This window comes from Streptomyces sp. NPDC049813 (assembly GCF_044465085.1).
GTDB lineage: Bacteria > Actinomycetota > Actinomycetes > Streptomycetales > Streptomycetaceae > Streptomyces.
Window position 1 is genome coordinate 435,386 of record NZ_JBITLI010000005.1, and the last position, 17,366, is coordinate 452,751.

At 72.8% G+C, this 17,366-nt stretch carries 17 protein-coding genes; 8 read left to right on the forward strand and 9 right to left on the reverse strand.

All coding sequences use genetic code 11. The annotated features are described in order from the left end of the window. Window positions 1-332: 332 nt before the first annotated feature. Window positions 333-1,001 (forward strand): HAD-IA family hydrolase, encoded by a 669-nt coding sequence (locus ACIBW6_RS14610; RefSeq protein WP_399059629.1) that lies wholly within the window; start codon window positions 333-335, stop codon window positions 999-1,001. 22 nt (window positions 1,002-1,023) lie between these two features. On the opposite strand, the gene ACIBW6_RS14615 is transcribed toward ACIBW6_RS14610, so the two are convergent. Beyond that, entirely contained in the window at window positions 1,024-1,875 is an 852-nt protein-coding gene (locus ACIBW6_RS14615) for a peptidoglycan-binding protein (protein ID WP_399059630.1), read from the reverse strand. Between the two features lie 231 nt (window positions 1,876-2,106). Here ACIBW6_RS14615 and ACIBW6_RS14620 point away from each other — a divergent pair, with 231 nt between their 5' ends. After that, the gene (locus ACIBW6_RS14620; protein WP_399059710.1) at window positions 2,107-4,110 is read left to right on the forward strand and encodes a DHA2 family efflux MFS transporter permease subunit; all 2,004 of its coding nucleotides are present in this window, start codon (window positions 2,107-2,109) and stop codon (window positions 4,108-4,110) included. A gap of 18 nt (window positions 4,111-4,128) precedes the next feature. Here the strand turns inward: ACIBW6_RS14620 and ACIBW6_RS14625 are convergent, their stop codons facing one another. Beyond that, window positions 4,129-4,626 (reverse strand): GNAT family N-acetyltransferase, encoded by a 498-nt coding sequence (locus ACIBW6_RS14625; protein ID WP_399059631.1) that lies wholly within the window; start codon window positions 4,624-4,626, stop codon window positions 4,129-4,131. 171 nt (window positions 4,627-4,797) lie between these two features. Between ACIBW6_RS14625 and ACIBW6_RS14630 the strand changes: the two genes are divergently transcribed. Then, on the forward strand, window positions 4,798-5,469 hold the full coding sequence (locus ACIBW6_RS14630) for a hypothetical protein (RefSeq protein ID WP_399059632.1): 672 nt from the start codon (window positions 4,798-4,800) through the stop codon (window positions 5,467-5,469). Window positions 5,470-5,559: 90 nt separating this feature from the next. Next, window positions 5,560-6,345 (forward strand): hypothetical protein, encoded by a 786-nt coding sequence (locus tag ACIBW6_RS14635; RefSeq protein WP_399059633.1) that lies wholly within the window; start codon window positions 5,560-5,562, stop codon window positions 6,343-6,345. A gap of 10 nt (window positions 6,346-6,355) precedes the next feature. On the opposite strand, the gene ACIBW6_RS14640 is transcribed toward ACIBW6_RS14635, so the two are convergent. From ACIBW6_RS14640 to ACIBW6_RS14650, 3 genes are all read right to left on the reverse strand, one after another. Next, window positions 6,356-6,985, reverse strand: coding sequence for a glyoxalase (locus ACIBW6_RS14640; protein WP_399059634.1), 630 nt, complete (start codon window positions 6,983-6,985; stop codon window positions 6,356-6,358). Between the two features lie 100 nt (window positions 6,986-7,085). Beyond that, complete coding sequence (locus ACIBW6_RS14645; protein WP_399059635.1) at window positions 7,086-7,403, reverse strand: antibiotic biosynthesis monooxygenase family protein; 318 nt, start codon at window positions 7,401-7,403, stop codon at window positions 7,086-7,088. Between the two features lie 4 nt (window positions 7,404-7,407). Beyond that, a complete protein-coding gene (locus ACIBW6_RS14650) occupies window positions 7,408-7,833 on the reverse strand; it encodes a DUF1992 domain-containing protein (RefSeq protein ID WP_399059636.1) in 426 nt (141 codons plus the stop codon). 96 nt (window positions 7,834-7,929) lie between these two features. On the opposite strand from ACIBW6_RS14650, the gene ACIBW6_RS14655 reads away from it, so the two are divergent. Further along, window positions 7,930-8,331 carry a hypothetical protein gene (locus ACIBW6_RS14655; RefSeq protein ID WP_399059637.1) on the forward strand — a complete coding sequence of 134 codons (402 nt, stop codon included), beginning with the start codon at window positions 7,930-7,932 and terminating at the stop codon, window positions 8,329-8,331. A 36-nt stretch (window positions 8,332-8,367) separates the two neighbouring features. Here the strand turns inward: ACIBW6_RS14655 and ACIBW6_RS14660 are convergent, their stop codons facing one another. Next, complete coding sequence (locus ACIBW6_RS14660; protein WP_399059638.1) at window positions 8,368-9,054, reverse strand: O-methyltransferase; 687 nt, start codon at window positions 9,052-9,054, stop codon at window positions 8,368-8,370. A 274-nt stretch (window positions 9,055-9,328) separates the two neighbouring features. Further along, on the reverse strand, window positions 9,329-10,714 hold the full coding sequence (locus ACIBW6_RS14665) for an MFS transporter (RefSeq protein WP_399059639.1): 1,386 nt from the start codon (window positions 10,712-10,714) through the stop codon (window positions 9,329-9,331). Between the two features lie 457 nt (window positions 10,715-11,171). Here ACIBW6_RS14665 and ACIBW6_RS14670 point away from each other — a divergent pair, with 457 nt between their 5' ends. The 3 genes from ACIBW6_RS14670 to ACIBW6_RS14680 are packed head-to-tail and all read left to right on the forward strand — an operon-like array spanning window position 11,172 to window position 14,362. Next, complete coding sequence (locus tag ACIBW6_RS14670; RefSeq protein ID WP_399059640.1) at window positions 11,172-13,184, forward strand: bifunctional glycosyltransferase 87/phosphatase PAP2 family protein; 2,013 nt, start codon at window positions 11,172-11,174, stop codon at window positions 13,182-13,184. 31 nt (window positions 13,185-13,215) lie between these two features. Beyond that, window positions 13,216-14,061 carry a helix-turn-helix domain-containing protein gene (locus ACIBW6_RS14675; RefSeq protein ID WP_399059641.1) on the forward strand — a complete coding sequence of 282 codons (846 nt, stop codon included), beginning with the start codon at window positions 13,216-13,218 and terminating at the stop codon, window positions 14,059-14,061. Beyond that, window positions 14,030-14,362: a DUF397 domain-containing protein gene (locus ACIBW6_RS14680; RefSeq protein ID WP_399059642.1), complete on the forward strand. Its 333-nt coding sequence runs from the start codon at window positions 14,030-14,032 to the stop codon at window positions 14,360-14,362. The genes ACIBW6_RS14675 and ACIBW6_RS14680 overlap by 32 nt, the downstream gene beginning before the upstream one ends. On the opposite strand, the gene ACIBW6_RS14685 is transcribed toward ACIBW6_RS14680, so the two are convergent. Together ACIBW6_RS14685 and ACIBW6_RS14690 are read right to left on the reverse strand one after the other, a co-directional pair. Continuing rightward, window positions 14,350-15,558, reverse strand: coding sequence for a helix-turn-helix domain-containing protein (locus ACIBW6_RS14685; RefSeq protein WP_399059643.1), 1,209 nt, complete (start codon window positions 15,556-15,558; stop codon window positions 14,350-14,352). The genes ACIBW6_RS14680 and ACIBW6_RS14685 overlap by 13 nt on opposite strands. Before the next feature lie 196 nt (window positions 15,559-15,754). Further along, window positions 15,755-17,308, reverse strand: coding sequence for a DUF6801 domain-containing protein (locus ACIBW6_RS14690; RefSeq protein WP_399059644.1), 1,554 nt, complete (start codon window positions 17,306-17,308; stop codon window positions 15,755-15,757). Window positions 17,309-17,366: the final 58 nt, after the last annotated feature.

Sequence of the window (17,366 nt, forward strand, 5' to 3'; positions counted from 1 at the left end):
GCGGGGGCGCCGCCGGGGGGGGGGGGCCGCGGGGGGGGCCCGGGGGGGGGGGGGGGGGGGGGGGGGGGGGGGGGGGGGGGGGGGGGGGGGGGCCTATCGCCGCCGAGGTCGCGGGGCTCCGCCCCGGGCCCCGCTCCTCAATCGCCGGAGGGGCTTGATCGGGGTTCCGCTGCCCGCGAGTGGCGATCACCCGGTCCGTTTTTGTACCGTGGGGGAACAAAGTGGTTCCCGCCCGCGTACCCTGACCGGTGGGCGGGGCCGCTCTGTCTTCGTGACCCGTGCGGCCGCGCTCGATTCCGTCGCACCCCCTCCGCGTCCTCTGGAGCCCGCCGATGCCGGCCACGCCCACCGTTCTCTCCGCGCGCGCCCTCCTGCTCGACATGGACGGCACGCTCGTCAACTCCGACGCCGTGGTCGAGCGGATCTGGCGGCGCTGGGCCGCCGCGCACGGGCTCGACGGGGACCACGTCATGGGCGTCGCGCACGGGCGCCAGGGGTACGCCTCGATGGCCGTGCTGCTGCCCGAGCGCCCCATGGCCGAGAACCACGCCGACAACGCGCGCATGCTCGCCGCCGAGACCGCCGACATGGACGGGGTCGTGCCCGTGCCGGGCGCGGCGGCGTTCCTGGCCGCGCTGCTCACCGGCGGGGTGCCGCACGCGCTGGTCACGTCGGCGGACGTGGCGCTGTCCACCGGGCGGATGGCCGCCGCCGGGCTGCCCTACCCGGCGGTGCGCGTGACCGCCGAGAGCGTGGGCGCCAGCAAGCCGGACCCCGAGGGGTTCCTCAAGGGCGCCGCAGAGCTGGGCGCCGACCCGGCCGACTGCGTGGTCTTCGAGGACTCCGCGGCCGGTATCGCGGCCGGGCACGCCGCCGGTATGCGGGTCGTCGGGGTCGGGCCCCGGGCCGGTGCGCACGGGCCCGCCGTCCACGTGCCGGACCTGACCGCCGTACGGGTCGAGGCCCGTCCGGACGGGGAGATCCTGCTCCACATCGGCTGAGCGCGGACGGCCCGGGAGTCGCTCAGCGGGTCTCCGACTCCAGCGCCCTGCGCGTCGCCGGGCCGTAGGCGCCCGGTGTGTCCTCGTGGACCCCGCGGGCCAGCTGGTAGGCCCGCACGCCGTACTCCGTGCGGGTGTCGAAGCTGCCGTCCGGGTCGCCCGCGAAGAGATGGACCTTCCGCAGCCTGTACTGGAGTTCGGCGACCTCGGGGCCGTGGTCCCCGCGGTGCAGGGCCGTGGCCTGCTCCTGGTGCGGACGCCGGGACGATGACGACGAGGGTGACGCCGGCGACGAGGACGACGGTGCGGGCCCGGAGGACGTGGTCCCGTCCGGTGCCGCGGGGGCCTCGGACGAGGGCGTGGCCGTGGGTGGGGCGGATGACGGCGCCGGGGCCGAGTGCCGCGGCGACGCGGCGGCCCCGGAGGGTGCCGCGGCGTGCGACCGTGCGGGCGATCCGCCGGGCGCGGGGCTGTGCGACGCCGGGCTCGTGACCAGCGGCGCGGCTGCCTCCTGCGCGGCGGCGCCCGAGCCGCCGTCGCCGGAGGAGATCAGGACCGTCACCAGCGCCGCCACGCTCAGCACGCCCGCGACCGCCGCAAGGAGCAGCACCGGCGCGCGCCGCGGCCGGTCCCCGGGGCGGTCGTCGGGGCCGGCGGGATCGTCGGCGGCCGGGGGCTGCTCCGGCGGCAGCGGGGGGTGCGCGTACGGGTCGGGGACCCGCGGGGGCGGGGGCTGGGAGGGCTCCGGCAAGGTGACGTACGGGCGGACGCGCAGCGGACTGAAGCCCTCCGCCTCGCAGGCGCAGTCGGGCCCCCCGTCCTGCCCCGGCCCCGCCCCGCACTCCGGACACGTGCGCCGCCGCTCACCACTCACTGTGGTCCCCTCCCCGAGAACTGCAGCGAATTATGCAGACCCCGGGGCCCGCCCGCACCGCCGGGCCGGAACTCAACAGGCCAAATGGGACCGCACCGACCAGGATGGAAGATACCGAGCCACCGGCCGGACCGGGCCGGGGTGCCTGTGGAGGTGGCCATGAGCAGCCAGGACAGCGGCACGGCGACAGGCGGCGACAGCTCCCGCACGCACCGGGCGCTGCCCGGGGACATGGCCAAGACCGGGGGTGTCCTCGTCTCCATCGGGGCGCTGCTGCTCGGCATGCTGCTGGCCGCGCTCGACCAGACCATCGTCTCCACCGCCCTGCCGACCATCGTCAGCGACCTCGGCGGACTCGAACACCTGTCCTGGGTCGTCACCGCGTACATGCTCGCCGCGACGGCCGCCACGCCCCTGTGGGGCAAGCTCGGCGACCAGTACGGGCGCAAGCGGCTCTTCCAGCTGGCCATCGTGATCTTCCTGATCGGCTCGGCGCTCTGCGGAACGGCGCAGGACATGCCGCAGCTGATCGGCTTCCGCGCCTTGCAGGGCCTGGGCGGCGGTGGCCTGATGGTGCTGTCCATGGCGATCGTCGGCGACCTCGTCTCACCCCGCGAACGCGGCAAGTACCAGGGCCTGTTCGGTGCCGTCTTCGGCGCGACCAGCGTGCTCGGACCGCTGCTCGGCGGCCTGTTCACCGAGCATCTCAGCTGGCGCTGGGTCTTCTACGTCAACCTGCCGATCGGGGTCGTCGCCCTCCTCGTCATCGCCGCCGCCCTGCACATCCCGGTCCGCGCCCGCAAGCACCGCATCGACTACCTCGGCACCTTCCTCATCGCGTCCGTCGCCACCTGCCTCGTCCTCGTCGCCTCGCTCGGCGGCACCACCTGGGGCTGGGGCTCGCCGCAGATCATCGGCCTCGCCGTGCTCGGTGTCGTCCTCGGCGCGGTCTTCGTCCGCGTGGAGTTCCGGGCCGCCGAACCGGTGCTGCCGATGAAGCTGTTCCGCGTCCGCACCTTCACCCTCGCCGCCGTCATCAGCTTCGTCGTCGGCTTCGCGATGTTCGGCGCGATGACCTACCTGCCGACGTTCCTCCAGGTCGTGCAGGGCGTCTCGCCGACCATGTCGGGCGTGCACATGCTGCCGATGGTGATCGGCCTGCTGCTCTCCTCCACCCTCTCCGGCCAGATCGTCAGCCGCACCGGCCGCTGGAAGGTCTTCCCGGTCGCCGGCACCGCCGTCACCACCATCGGCCTGCTCCTGCTGCACAACCTCGACGAGACCAGCTCCACCTGGGAGATGAGCGCCTACTTCTTCGTCTTCGGCCTCGGTCTCGGCCTCGTCATGCAGGTGCTGGTGCTCATCGTGCAGAACGCGGTCCCCTACGAGGACCTGGGCGTCGCCACCTCCGGCGCCACGTTCTTCCGTTCCATCGGCGCCTCCTTCGGCGTCGCGATCTTCGGCACCATCTTCGCCAACCGCCTCGCCACCAAACTCACCTCGGCGCTGAACGGGGCACAGGCGCCGCCCGGCGTCACCCCCGACTCGCTCAAGGCCGACCCGCGCGGCATCGGCGCGCTCCCGCCCACCCTGCGCCAGCCGGTCCTGCACGCCTACGCGACCTCCATCACCGACGTCTTCCTCTACGCCGTCCCGGTCGCCCTGGCCGCCTTCGTCCTCGCCTGGTTCCTGCGCGAGGACAAGCTGCGCGGCTCCGTCACCGCCCCCGACCAGTCGCAGACCCTCGCCTCCAACCCCGTGGAGCGCTCCTCGTACGACGAGGTGGCGCGGGCCCTGTCCACGCTCGGCACGCGGGAGGGGCGCCGCGAGATCTACGAGAAGATCACCGCGCGGGCCGGGTACGACCTGCTGCCCGCGGCCGGCTGGCTGGTCCTGCGCATCGGCCGGTACGGCTGGGCCGAGCCCGCCGTCCTCGCCGAACGCAGCGCCGTCCCGCTCCAGGTGATCATCGAGGCGGCGCGGCAGGTGGAGGGGCGCGGCCTCGCGGTGCGCGAGGGCCTCGACCTGGTCCTCACCGACGAGGGGCGCACGGTCGCCGCGCGGCTCGGCGCCGCCCGCGAGGAGTCGCTCGCGGAGCTGCTCGGCGACTGGTGGACGCCTGAACGGCCCACCGACCTGCACCAGTTGGTGCGCGAGCTGAACGCGGAGATGTGCGGGTGCGACGCCGAGCGCCCGCACGCCCAGGGCGGCCGCCGGCCGGGCCTGGCGGCCTGACGCCCGGCGCGCGGGGCCTCAGCCGAGCGGCTTGGTGAAGAAGTGCTCCGCGTAGATGTCGTCGTTGTGCCGGCCCGTCTCCTCGTAGCCGAGCCGGGCGTACAGCGCGCGGGCCTCGGTGAGGTCGCTGCGGGTGTCCAGGCGGACGCGGTCCGCGCCCAGCTCCCGGGCAGCCGCCTCGGCCGCCGCCACCAGCAGCGGCGCCCCGCCCGTGCCGCGCAGCGCGGCGCGCACATAGACGCGGGTCAGCTCCGCCGTGCCCGCGCCGACCAGCCGCACCCCCGCGGTCCCGGCCGGCTCCCCGTCGTACCGGCCGACGAGCAACAGGCCGCGCGGCGGCGCCAGTTCGGCTCCGGAGACCGCGGCGATCTCCCGCTCCAGCTCCGCCACGTCGGTGGTGCGTCCCTCGTGCAGCAGGTACCAGCGGTCGCTCACCTCCGTGTAGTACGCGCGCCACAGGGCGGCGGCGACAGGGGAGCCGGGGGATTCGGGCGCGACGGTCCAGCGGGTGTTCATGGCGCATTGTGGGGGTGGTGGGGCGGGGTCGGGCAAGCGGATTCCGTCGCGCGGCCGGCGGGGGCGGCGCGGCCTGTTTGAGCCTGCCGGGGCGGGCAACCCGGTTGTCGGTAAGCACGGTTGACAGCTGACCCCTATTCGACGGATACCGGGAAGGTCGGGAAGACACCCATGTCCACAGGCGTGATCATCGCTCTGATCGTGGTGGGGATCGTGGTCGTCGTCGCGGCGGGCGTCTTCGCCGCGCGGACCAAGCCCCGCGGCGGACGGAGCCTCAAGAGCCGCTTCGGGCCCGAGTACGAGCGGGTCGTGGCGCGCCACGACGGCGACACGAAAGCCGCTGAGCAGGAGCTGACGGAGCGGGTGCGGCGGCACGGGTCGCTGCGCACGCACGACCTTGAGCCCGCCGCCCGCGAGCGGTACCGGGCGCGCTGGGCGGCCGCCCAGGAGCGCTTCGTCGAGTCGCCCGCCGAGGCGGTCGCCGAGGCGGACCGGCTCATCGGCGACGTCGCGAAGGAGCGCGGCTTCCCCGACGGCAGCCGCTACGACGACCAGTTCGAGGCCCTCTCCGTCCACCACGGCCCCCACGTCCACGGCTACCGGCGCATCCACCTGGCCGCGCACGCCCACCGGGACGGCGCCGGGCCGAACGGGTCCGGCACGGAGGAGCTGCGCGCCGCCATGGTCGAGGCGCGGGCCCTGTTCGACGACCTGACCGGTACCGGCGGGCGGGTCGCGCGCCGGGACCGGGGCGACGACACGGCGGGGCGGACCCCGGACGGCACGACGACGCGGCACGAGCGGACCGGCCCCCTCAAGGGGCGTCTCGCGAAGGGGAGTTGAGCGACGATGGCGCAGGACGACCGAGCACGGCAGGACGGTTACGCGACGGACCCGCGGGAGGGTTCCGTCCCCGGGCGACAGGAGGACGCGGTGACAGGGCGACAGGACGGCGTGGTGCCCGGGCGGCAGGACGGGCCGGTGGCGGGGCGTGACCCGTTGCAGGACCCGGCGCAGCCCCCGCTCGCGCCCGGTGCGGGCGAGCCGGGCCGCGAGCCGCGGAGCGACATCCGCGAGCAGCCCCCCGTGCCCGCGGGGGGCACCCCCGCCACCGACCCGTTCGCCGCGCCGGTACCGGAAGGCACCGGCCACCACCGGGACACCGGCCGGCCGGGCCACGGCGACGGAGTCCCGCACGGCGACAGCGGGCTCCCCGGCGACACCGGGCGGACCACTGACAGCGGCCTGCACGGCGGTACCGGGGTGCAGGGCGACCCCGGTCTGCACAGCGGCGCCGGCGTGCAGGGCGACCCCGGCCTCCGCACGGACGACGGCACGGGCCTCCACCGCGGCAGCGGCCACCAGGCCGACACGGGCCTGCACGGTGACAAGGGCCTGCACGGTGACGGCGTGCACGCCGGGGCGGGGACCGGCCGCGAGGTCCACGGCCCGAACTCCGCGCTGGTCGCCCCCGACACCCGGGACGACCTGGCGGGCCGGCTCAAGCACGCTGTCGCCGGGTTCGTGGACCAGCCCCGGGCCGCGGTGGAGGAGGCCGACCACGTCCTGGAGGACCTGACGACCCGGCTCACCGAGACCCTCGCGGGCCGCCGCAAGACCCTGCGCACGTCCTGGCAGGAGAACGAGGAGGACACGGAGCGGCTGCGGCTCGCCCTGCGCGACTACCGCGAGACGGCGGAGCGCCTGCTCAGCCTGTGAGTTCCGGCCGCTACTCGCCCGTCCTGGCCAGGGACGCCGCTTCCCAGGCGAAGCCGTCGGGGTCGGTGAACGACCCCGCGGTGCCGCCCAGCACGATCCGGTGCGAGCCCGCGCCGTCGGCGGGAACCCCGGCGTCCTTGGCCAGGGCGGCGCGCTTGTACAGGCCCAGCGTGACCGCGCCGGACCCGGCGGCGAACTGCACGTACTTGCTGCCGAAGCTCTTGTCGACGGTCAGGCCGTGCCCGACGTAGAACTCCTTGGTCGCCTTGACGTCCTGGACGCCGAGCAGCAGGACGAACGACTCGACGGCGCGGGTGGCGGGGCCGAAGTTCTTCTTCGCGGAGGAGGCGATCTTCCAGAGCGTCCCGTCGGGGGCCTGGACCACGCCGCCATAACCCCAAAGCGACTTCGAGGCCGGCTTCACCGCGGTGGCGCCGGCCTCGACGGCTGCCGCGACGAGGGCGTCGACGTCGGCGGGCTGGGCGACCGTGAGCGACAGCGTGAAGCCGCGGAAGCCGGACGTGGCTTCCTGGGAGGCGCGCAGGGCCAGTTCGGGGCCGAGCCCGAAGGCGGCGGCGTAGAAGCGTTCGGCGGCCGCGAGGTCGGCCACCTCCAGGGTCACGGATGCGAGTGAGGTCATGTCCGCAACGCTAGGGCCGCCGGGGCCGCCGGGGCTTCTCCATTCCTGATCCGTTCCTGATGCGTTCCGGACCGGGCGCCGACCGGGTCCGGACCGGGCGCTACGCGCTCTTCGGCGCCGCCTGCTGCACGACCTCGAAGGACCACACCGAGGAGCTGCTCGACGCGGGCTTCGGGCGGTCGCCGCCGCCCTGGTGGGCCGCCTTCATCGGGCCCTCCATCCACGCCTGGAACGACTCCTCGTCGCGCCAGCGCGTGTAGACCAGGTAGTCGTCGGTGCCCTCGACGGGACGCAGCAGCTCGAACCACTCGAAGCCGTCGGAGTTCTCCACGGAGCCCGCGCGGGACGCGAAGCGCTTCTCCAGGACCTCGCGCTGTTCGGCCGGGACGGACAGGACATTGATCTTGACGATGCTCATGGGTTCATCCTGCCGCACCGCTGTCCGGCGCCCGACGGCCCGTCCGCCAGCGCTCGACGATCTCGTCCACGTCGTACGGCTTCAGGCCGAGCGGCGGGCCCGGCGGCGGCTTGAACATCATGTCGCTGATCTTGGCGTTCAGGTCGGTGACGATCCGGCGCACCGCCGTCTCCGACGGGGCCTTCGCCGCCGCCTCCAGGGCCTCTTCCGCTTCCTTGCGCAGGGCCAGGCTGGGCGGGAGGACGGACAGGCCCTCGCGGGCCAGCTTCCGCTTGATCCACCAGTTCTCGTCGTAGGGGGCCTCGGTCGACGCGTCCAGCGGACGGCCGGCGCCGGCCGTCGCGTCGAAGTCGCCGCGACGCTCGGCGTCACGGATCTGCTTGTCGACGAATGACTCGAAACTGACGCCAGGGGGTTTGCGTTCGGTCATGGTCCCATTGTCGCCCAGCCCATCCGTGGCAGCCCAGGACGGCCCGGTGAAGGCCTAGGATGCCGCTCCTACGGACACGAACACTGGGGGAGTGCGGTGCTCGAACTGACCATGGCCACGATGGCGGGCGGTGACGCGGGGGCCACGGCCGGGATGGTGATGGCCGAGGCGGACAGCGAGCCCGGAGCGGTGTTGCGGGTGGGGCGGGACGGCAGTCTGTGCCGGCTCGTGACGCCGCAGGACTGGCTGTTCGTGTCGCGGGTGCACCTGGAGTTCCGGTGCGGGCCCGGGCAGGAGTGGAGCGTGTGCTGGCTGCGCGGGTCCCAGGGCGACCCGGCCTCGCAGGTGCGGGTGCGGCTCGGGGACGCGCCGGGTCCCGGGCATCCCCTCGCGTACGGCGGGGAGGTGCGGCTGCCGCGCGGCGGCTCCGGCGAGGTCGTCGTCCTGGACCGGAGCGGGCCGCGCAGCGTGAACGTGGGCTTCTATCAGGAGAGTTAGGGGCCAAGGTGGGGGCGCCGGGGTGCGGTCCTGCCTTCAGGCCTGCACGTAGGCCACCGCGAAGCCGTCGTACCCCTTGGCGCCCACCGTCTGCACGGCCGTCGCCTCCAGCTTCGGGTGGTCGGCGAGGAACTGCAGGGCCGCCCGGGTGCCGGTGACGTCCGGGCGGGTGCTCCCGGCGTCGATCACCTGGCCCTCGCGCACCACGTTGTCGACGACGATCACGCTGCCCGGCCGCGTCAGCCGGACCGCCCACTCCAGGTAGTGCGGGTTGTTCACCTTGTCGGCGTCGATGAAGACGAAGTCGAACACCGCGCCCTCGTCGGCGAGCCGGGGCAGCGCGTCGAGGGCCGGGCCCACCCGCACCTCGACGAGCTTGTCCAGGCCGGCCCGGGCGAGGTTGGCGCGGGCCACCTCGGCGTGGCGCGGGCTGTACTCCAGGGTGACCAGCGAGCCGTCGGCGGGCAGGGCGCGGGCCAGCCAGATGGTGCTGTAGCCGCCGAGCGTGCCGATCTCCAGGACGCGGCGGGCGCCCTGCACACGGGCGAGCAGGTGGAGCAGCTTGCCGTTGGTGGCGGAGACGCTGATGCTCGGCAGCCCGGCCGCCGCGCTCTCGGTGAGCGCGGCGGCCAGCGCCTCGTCGGCGGGGGCGAGCAGCTCGGCGAAGTAGGCGTCGACGGCGGCGGCGGGGCCGGGCTGCCCCGGTTCACGAGGTGAGGTCATGGCCGTCAGCCTAGGGCCTGTCTCCCAGATCCCTCCTGCCTCGCGACGCCTGGCACGCGCTCTCGCCGCACCGGGCACAAGGCCGAGTACGTCCAGTACGAGGCCTTGCGCCCGGCACGCCGAGAGCACGCACCAGACGCCGCGAGGCCCGCCCTCCGGGCGGACGGAGGGATCTGAGAGACAGGCCCTAGGCGCGGCGGCGGGTGCGCCGACAGGATCGGGCAGGCCGGGCGGACGGGACGGTGGCCCGGACCGCGGGCGGGCGCGGCCCGGATCAGATGGCGGGCGGCGACCCGGGGAGCGGGCGGCCCGCCGACTCGCGCATCCGCCAGGCGGCGATCCCGCCGATGAGCGCCGCGGCCATCATGTAGTAGGCCGGGATCATCAGGTTGCCGGTGGCGGCGATGAGGGCCGCCGCGACGAGCGGGGTGGTGCCGCCGAACAGGGACACCGAGAGGTTGAAGCCGACGGACAGCGAGCCGTAGCGGACCTTCGTCGGGAAGAGGGCGGGCAGCGTCGAAGGCATCGACGACGTGAAGCCGACCAGGAGCAGGCCGAGGGCGGCGAGGCCGAGGGCGATGGCCCAGGTGGAGCCGGCGCGGATCAGCAGCACCGCGGGGACGGACAGCAGGACGAAGCCGGCGCAGGCGGCGCCGATGACGACCCGGTGGCCGAAGCGGTCGTTGGCCCGGCCCATCGGGATCTGCACGCACATCATGAGCACCATCACGGCGATGAGGATGAGCGTGCCGTGCGTGGCGTCGTAGCCGAGCTCCTCGCTCAGGAAGGTCGGCATGTAGGAGAGGAGCATGTAGTCGGTGACGTTGAAGACGAGGACGAGCGCGATGCAGATGGCCATCGCGTTGCCGTTGCCGACGAACATGTCCTTCAGCTTGGGCTTGGGCCGCGCCTTCTGCTTGCTCTCGGCCTCCTCCGTCAGCTTCTGGAAGGCGGGGGTCTCCTCCAGCTTCATCCGCACGTAGAGCCCGACCAGGCCGATGGGACCGGCGATCAGGAACGGCAGGCGCCAGCCCCAGCTGTACAGGTCGCCGTCGGAGAGCAGCGTGGTCAGCGCCGTCGCCAGGCCCGCGCCCGCGATGTAGCCGATGAGCGTGCCGAACTCCAGGAACGAGCCGAAGAAGCCGCGCCGCTTGTCCGGGGCGTACTCGGCGATGAAGGTGCAGGCGCCGCCGTACTCGCCCCCCGTGGAGAAGCCCTGGAGCATGCGTGCCACGATCAGCAGCACCGGCGCCCACACGCCGATCGTGCCGTACGAGGGGATCAGGCCGATCGCGAACGTGCCCGCCGCCATCATGATCATGGTGATGGCGAGGACGCGCTGGCGGCCGATGCGGTCGCCGAGGGGGCCGAAGAAGGCGCCGCCGATCGGGCGCACCAGGAAGGCGGCGGCGAACGTGCCGAGCGTGGACAGGACCTGCGCCGTGCTCGACGCCGTCGGGAAGAAGACGTGGCCGAGCGTCGCGGTCAGATAGCCGTAGACGCCGAAGTCGAACCACTCCATCGCGTTGCCGAGGGCCGCGGCCTTGACCGCGCGCTTGACGAGCGAGGGGTCGGTGACGGTGACATCGGTCGCGGTACGGCCGCGTGCCGGGGTGGAGACCCTGCCGGTACTGACTGCGATGGACGTGGCGCTGGCCAAGGATCCGCTCGCCTGCCTTTCGTGGGGGACAAGGACAGAGGCCGTCCAGCGGGGAACGGCCTCGAACCGACCATAGGTGCGTCCGGGAGCGTGACGCATAGTGAAGATTCCAGTGCGTTACGTTTGGAAATTGGCTCTGACCTGCTAAAAGCTGTGTAGCTTTACGCATCGCAAATAAGCGAATCTGTGATCTTTGTCGCGGAACCAGGCCCGTGTACGGCGCAACGAAGCAGCCGCCGAGAGCCGTCTTCCGGTCAAAACCGAGTGGACAAGCAGGTGAAGTAGGGGTTGCGTGCGTCTCATACCGGGGGCGGTGCGAACCTCTAGTGACGACCAGGGACCAGTCGGGGCCACCTGGGACGACCGGGGCCGAACCGGGACGACATGGGGCTTCCGTCCGGAAGCCGACAGGCGGGAGGGTCGGGAGCGCGTGGCGAACGTGGAGCACGGAAGGCCGATGACGGGACCTGCGGGCGCGGCGACGGGACGGATGAGCGCCGTGCGCGCCGCACTGTGGCTGCTCGCCGCCGTACTCGCCGCACGCCAGCTCGTCGCCGTCCTCAGCACGCCGCGCGGCGAGCGCCTCACCGACCTGGAGACGTGGATCGGGCCCGAGGGCGTGCTGCACGTCAAGGGCTCCCTCTACGACGCGCCCGACCGGTTCACCGGCACCCCCTTCGCCGGCCTCGTCCTCAAACCGCTCTCCCGCGCCGCCGAGCAGGCGCTCGGCTGGGGCTGGACGTTCGGCTCGCTCGCCCTGGTCGTCGCCCTCGGCGTGGTCGCCGCGCGCGCCCTGCCGGGACCCGTCTCCCGGCGTACGTCCCTGTTCGCGACGCCGGTCGCGATCAGCCTGCTCATGCTGTCGCTGCCGGTGCGCAACGCGTTCACGCTCGGCCAGACCAGCATCCTGCCGGTCCTGCTCGTCCTCCTCGGCTGCTTCACCGTCCGCGGCGAGAAGGCGTCCGGCGCGCTCATCGGCGTCGCCGCCGCCCTCCAGCCGACGGTGCTGCTCTTCGCGCCGCTGCTCTGGTTCACCGGCCGCAGACGCGCGGCCCTGACCACCGCGGGCACCTTCGCCGCCGCGACGGGCGTCGCCTGGGCGGCGATGCCGCACGACTCGTGGACGTACTGGATACACCACCTGGCGGGCGCGGGCCTGGCCACCGACCCGGCCGCCAACGCCAACCAGTCGCTCCACGGCATGCTGCTCCGCTTCGGTCTGGAAGGCCCGCTGGAGAAGGGGCTGTTCCTCGCCCTCGGCGCGGGCGTCGCCGTGCTCGGACTGCGCCGCGCCGTCACGTACGCGCGCGACGGCCAGCTGCTGCTCGCCGTCGCCGTCACCGGCTGCGTCGCCGTCGCCGTCTCCCCGACCACGTGGCAGCACCAGCTGCTGTGGGTGCTCCTCGCGGTCGTCGGCCGCGTCGGCAAGCGCGCCTCGGACCGCTACATGTGGCCCGTCCTCGTCGTCCTCGCGCTGACGCTGCCGTCGAAGATGCTGCTGCCGAACATGACCTCGCTCGAACCGGTGCGGGACAACGTCGTGCTGATCGCGGCCCTCGCCGCCGCCTGCGTCGTCCCCTTCCTCTCCCGCACCTCCCCGCTGTACGCGAGCCCCGTCCCCACCGAGTACGCCGAACCGGTGCCCGCCCGCTGGTCGAAGGTGCCGCTCGTGCCGGTCTGGCGCCGCGTCCTGGCCCGCCCCAACCTGATCCTCGAACTGCTGCTGATCCGCGTCGGCTACTCCGCCTACCAGCAGGTGCGGCTCGCCGCGACCGGCGGCACCAACTCCGGCGGCCGGGCCACCGCCGAGCACCACGGGGCGCAGATCCACGCGATCGAGAAGTTCCTGCACATCGACGTCGAGCACTGGGTCAACCACTCGGTCGCCCTGCACGTCACCTGGCTGAAGGACTTCTTCAACTTCTACTACACGTCGTTCCACTTCGTGGTCCCGCTCAGCCTCCTCGCCCTCATGTACGTGCGCCGCCCCGCCGAGTACCGCTGGGCCCGCTCCGCCCTCGGCTTCGCCACCCTGCTCGCCCTCGTCGGCTTCTGGGCCTACCCGCTCGCGCCGCCGCGCCTGATGCCGGGCCTCGGCTTCATCGACACGGTCCACGGCGTCCAGGACTTCTCCAAGCCCGACTACGGCACGCTCACCCAACTCACCAACCAGTACGCGGCGATGCCCTCGCTGCACTTCGGCTGGTCCCTGTGGTGCGGCATCGTCATCGTGGTCCTGGCCCGCCGGAAGTCGGTGAAGGCCCTCGGTGTCATCCACCCCCTGTGCACGGTCTCCGCGATCGTCGGCACCGGCAACCACTGGGTCCTCGACGCGGTGGGCGGCGCGACGGTCGTCGGCGCCGGCTTCCTGCTGACCTACCTCCTCCAGGGCCCCCGCGCCAGCACGCGCGAGGAACCACCCACACAGGTGGATTCCCCGCACAACGCGGGTGCTTCCGTGGCGAGTTGACTACGCTGTGCAGCCGACCCGAGGGGGCTGCATGGCCAACGTGAACGTCCTCGACCCGAGCGCCTCACCGCTCGACTACTACGGCTTCGAGCTGCGCCGGCACCGGGAGGCCGCCGGACTGACCCAGGACAAGCTGGGCGCGATCCTCAACTACACGGGGTCCCTGGTGGGCCAGATCGAGACGGCCCGCAAGCTGCCGACCCCGGAGTTCAGCGAGCGGCTCGACGCCGGGCTCGGCACGGACGGCTTCTTCTCGCGTCTGGTCGGGCTCGTGCTGCGCTCCCAGCTGCCCGCCTGGTTCCAGCAGGTCGCCGAGTTGGAGGCGCGCGCCGTCGAGATCTGCGCCTTCCACACGCATCTGGTGCACGGGCTGCTCCAGACCCGGGAGTACGCGCGGGCGGTGCTCGGCGCGCTCGACCAGGAGCACCTCGACGACCGCACGGAGGTCCGGCTCGCCCGCCAGCGCATCCTGGAGAAGGAGGAGCCGCCACTGGTCTGGCTGATCCTCGGCGAGGGGGTGCTGTACCAGGACATGGGCGTCGGCCGACAGGCGGCGATGCGGGGCCAGTTCGAGCGGCTGCTGTCGTACGAGAACGATCCGCGGGTCAATGTGCAGGTACTGCCGTTCTCGGCGGGGCCGCATGCGGGGATGCAGGGTTCTTACGACCTCTTCCGCTTTCCTTGCGACCCGCCCATCGTCTACACCGAGGGGTACGGGCAGGGGCATCCGACCGCCAATCCGGCCACCATCAAGGACTGTTCGCTCCGTTACGATCACCTGCAAGCCGCTGCTCTGTCCGTGCGGGACTCGGCGGAGCTGATCCGGTACGTGATGGAGGAGCATTATGCCGAAGTCGACGAACATCCAGTGGCGTAAGTCCAGTTACAGCGGTGACCAGGGCGGTGAGTGCGTGGAGTGCGCGCCGCTCGGCGCGCTCGCCTGGCGCACGTCCTCCTACAGCGGCGACCAGGGCGGTGACTGTGTCGAGTGCGCCCCCGTCGGCGCGCTCGCCTGGCAGAAGTCCACGTACAGCGGCGATCAGGGCGGCTCGTGCGTGGAGGTCGCCGGGACTCCCTGTGCCGCCGTCGCCGTGCGGGACTCGAAGGACCCCGCGGGCCCGAGCATCTCTTTCTCACCGCGGGCGTTCGGCGCGTTCGTGCGGGGCTACTCCGCGTAGTCCTTGCCCTGGAGGTGCAGCGCGCGCAGCGCCGCCTCCAGGGCGAAGCGGTGATCGGGGTCCTCCAGCCAGTCGCCGTAGTGCGAGTCCAGATTGCGCAGCCGGTAGCGGACGGTCTGGGCGTGCACGTTGAGCATGCTGCCGACCTCGTGCGCGGTGCCGCGCGTCGTCAGCCAGGCGTGCAGCGTCTCCACCAGGCGGGCCCGGCGCGCGCCGGACGCCTTGTCGAGCGGGGCGAGTTCGCGGGCGGCGAGCTGGGTGACCAGGGCCGGGTCGGAGAGCAGCCACAGGGTCGTCAGGTGGTCGCCGGCCTCGATGACCTGGGCGTCGGGCACGATCCCGTCGTCCACCAGTTGCAGCACCTGCCGGGCCCAGCGCAGCGAGTCGGCGGCCTGCTCGGTGGGCACGGTGAGGCCGATGGCGTACGAGCTGCCGGGGGCGGCGGCCGCGAGCATCGCGCGGCGCTCGGGGGTGAGCGGGCCGGGGATGAGGAGATGCGGCTGCGGGGCGCCGAGATCGGCGAGGACGTCGACGGCCAGACCTGGCTGGATGTGTTCGGCCGGGGTCCGCAGGGCGATCATGGTCACCTCGGCGGGAAGCTGCCAACCGGTCTGCTCGCACAGGTTGTTGATGGTGGTGTGCCCCAGCGGCGTTCCGGCGAGCAGCAGATGCAGTAACCGTCTGCGCACCGCCTCGCCGGCCACGCCCGCGCGGGACTGCACCTCCATGTACCCCTCGTGGGAGAGGGATTCGAGTTCGCCGATGTAGGCGAAGACGGCTTCCGCGAAGGAGAGGAGGAGGGTGGGGGAGAGGTCGAAGCGGCGGCCCAGGTCCTTCGCCCGGCGCAGGGCGACCCGGGCGCCGAGGCGGTAGGCGCCCTGGAGCGTGGCCAGGTCCCGGCCCTCGTACGCCTCGACCCGGCCGAACTTGCGCAGCAGTTCGTCACGGGTCGCGGTGGAGGCGTTCGGATCGGCGACCTGGTCCACGAAGGCGTGCAGGCTCTGCTCGACGCCCTGCCGGATCGCCGCTCCGCTCGGCCCGCTGAGCAGGGCCGCGTACTCCGGGAACGCGCGGGTCACCTCGACCCCGATCTCTTTGATGAGACCGGGGAGTTCGGGACGCATGATGTGGGCGAACTCCTTGGGCAGCGGCCCCAGGGGGTCGTCGACATCCTTCGCGTGCGCGGGCAGGGGCATGGCCGCCTTCCTCGCTTGTCCGAGCGCCGGGTGGGGGCCGGGCGGGCGACGCAGGGTGCGCTGTCCCGCCCGCCAGGTGCGTACCAATGGGGCCTATGAAGTTAGAACAACTACTGTGTGTTGTACATCAGTTGCGCAGGGATCGATCACCGGGTGGGAGATGTGGCCGAGAAGTGATGGGCCGTGTAGGTGCCGGTCAGGGCAATTTGAACGGGGGGAGGGTGGGCAGGACAGGGGGGCAGCCGAACGCGCCCGCGGGATCGAGCGCGCAGGTCGGGGCCTGATTCATCGAGATGAGGTTGTCCGGGCCGCTGATGGACGCGGTGAAGAGGGGGTTGAGGTTCTCGCCGCCGGTGCCGCAACCGGTGAAGGCGGGGATCGTGACCTTGCCGGTGAGCAGGCCGCCGGCGAAGACGTTGACGTAGCCGGAGCCGTCTTCCCCGAACTTTCCGCGCAGCGTGACGCGGAAGGGCTTCTCGGTGCGGCAGTTGGCGCCGACCGGCAGGGTGGTGCCGTTCACCCGCACGGAGCGGATGTGAAGCCTCTGGTGGAACGTCACCACGGCGAACGGACCGTTCGGCATGGCCATGCTGCCGGTGGATATGGTGATCGGGCCGTTCTCGAACGCCACCTTCGCGGACACGGGAACGAAGCCGAAGCCGAGGAAGGTCGATTCGGCGTCGGGGAGCGTGAGCTTGCCGATGGAGTCGATGCGAAGGTAGACCGCGTCCGTTGCCTCGTCGTAGTAGCTGGCGGCCTGCACGCCGGCGGAGACGTCCATCAGAGCGGGCGACTTCGAGGGAGCGTTGACGATCATCGATCCGTCCTGCTTGCGGACGGTGGCCAGCCCCGCAGCGTAGGCGCAGGCTGTGATGGGCTCGCCGGGGTACTCGACGGGCTCACCCGCGGGGAGCGGCGCCTGACTGGTGTCCGGCACACCCGTCGGCCGTGGCCCGCAGGTGGTGGCCGCCGCCTTCGGCTCGTCCTTCGGTGTGACGGTGACGCCGCCGGGGGAGTCCTCCTGTTGCTGATCGGACGGTGTTCCCGACGGCGATGAACCGCCCGGTTCCGGCTCCGGGCCCGCGGGCACGGCGACCCGGGCCAGCAGCGGATCGGTGTCCCCGGCCGGTGAGCACATCGCGCTGACGGGACTGCCGGTCGCCGGGGACACCGTCAGCATCAGATCGCGTGCGAGCAGCTCGATGTCACCCGCCGCGTCGACGGTGACGGTGGGAACGTCGCCCGTGTGCGTCAGGACCAGATCCGGGCCCTCCGCGGGCATGGTGGCCCGCGCGCTCAGGCCGGACCATGTCGCGTTCGCCTTCTGCTCGTTCTGTCGTACCTCTACGCCGAGGGACGCCTGGCTCGTCAGATCGCCTCCGGCGGGCAGCAGTTCGGCCAGTTCGGCGCGGGGCAGCCGGGCCTCCACCTCGACGGGGCCCGCCTGGATCGGCTGCCCCGTCGTGGCAGTCACCGGCAACTGGGTGGACACCGTCACCGTGGCGTCCAGCTTCGTCGCCGTCGCCGTCGCCGTCGCCGTCGCCGTCGGCTTCGCGGTCGCCGTGCCGTCGGCGCCCGCGGCCGGAGGCAAGGTGCACTCGTACGCCAACTTGACCGAGGAGGGCGGTTGTTGGTCGGCTTGTGAACCAGAACCGGACAGCAGCCCGGCGACCAGCGCGGCCGAGGCGACCGACGCCACCCGCACCGAGCGCCGTGCACGAAGTCCGGCCCGCTTCCCGATCGCTCTCATCCGGTCCTTGCCTCCTGAAGTCGTGTTCCTTCGCCCGGTGCGGGCTCCGTCCCCGCAA

What these genes read in the sequence shown, in the direction of transcription:
- ACIBW6_RS14610 (WP_399059629.1), top strand. Translation starts at nt 333, where the DNA reads ATGCCGGCCACGCCCACCGTTCTCTCCGCGCGCGCCCTCCTGCTCGAC.
- ACIBW6_RS14620 (WP_399059710.1), top strand. Translation starts at nt 2,107, where the DNA reads ATGGCCAAGACCGGGGGTGTCCTCGTCTCCATCGGGGCGCTGCTGCTC.
- ACIBW6_RS14625 (WP_399059631.1), bottom strand. Translation starts at nt 4,626, where the DNA reads ATGAACACCCGCTGGACCGTCGCGCCCGAATCCCCCGGCTCCCCTGTC.
- ACIBW6_RS14630 (WP_399059632.1), top strand. Translation starts at nt 4,798, where the DNA reads ATGTCCACAGGCGTGATCATCGCTCTGATCGTGGTGGGGATCGTGGTC.
- ACIBW6_RS14640 (WP_399059634.1), bottom strand. Translation starts at nt 6,985, where the DNA reads ATGACCTCACTCGCATCCGTGACCCTGGAGGTGGCCGACCTCGCGGCC.
- ACIBW6_RS14645 (WP_399059635.1), bottom strand. Translation starts at nt 7,403, where the DNA reads ATGAGCATCGTCAAGATCAATGTCCTGTCCGTCCCGGCCGAACAGCGC.
- ACIBW6_RS14650 (WP_399059636.1), bottom strand. Translation starts at nt 7,833, where the DNA reads ATGACCGAACGCAAACCCCCTGGCGTCAGTTTCGAGTCATTCGTCGAC.
- ACIBW6_RS14660 (WP_399059638.1), bottom strand. Translation starts at nt 9,054, where the DNA reads ATGACCTCACCTCGTGAACCGGGGCAGCCCGGCCCCGCCGCCGCCGTC.
- ACIBW6_RS14670 (WP_399059640.1), top strand. Translation starts at nt 11,172, where the DNA reads ATGACGGGACCTGCGGGCGCGGCGACGGGACGGATGAGCGCCGTGCGC.
- ACIBW6_RS14675 (WP_399059641.1), top strand. Translation starts at nt 13,216, where the DNA reads ATGGCCAACGTGAACGTCCTCGACCCGAGCGCCTCACCGCTCGACTAC.
- ACIBW6_RS14680 (WP_399059642.1), top strand. Translation starts at nt 14,030, where the DNA reads ATGCCGAAGTCGACGAACATCCAGTGGCGTAAGTCCAGTTACAGCGGT.
- ACIBW6_RS14685 (WP_399059643.1), bottom strand. Translation starts at nt 15,558, where the DNA reads ATGCCCCTGCCCGCGCACGCGAAGGATGTCGACGACCCCCTGGGGCCG.
- ACIBW6_RS14690 (WP_399059644.1), bottom strand. Translation starts at nt 17,308, where the DNA reads ATGAGAGCGATCGGGAAGCGGGCCGGACTTCGTGCACGGCGCTCGGTG.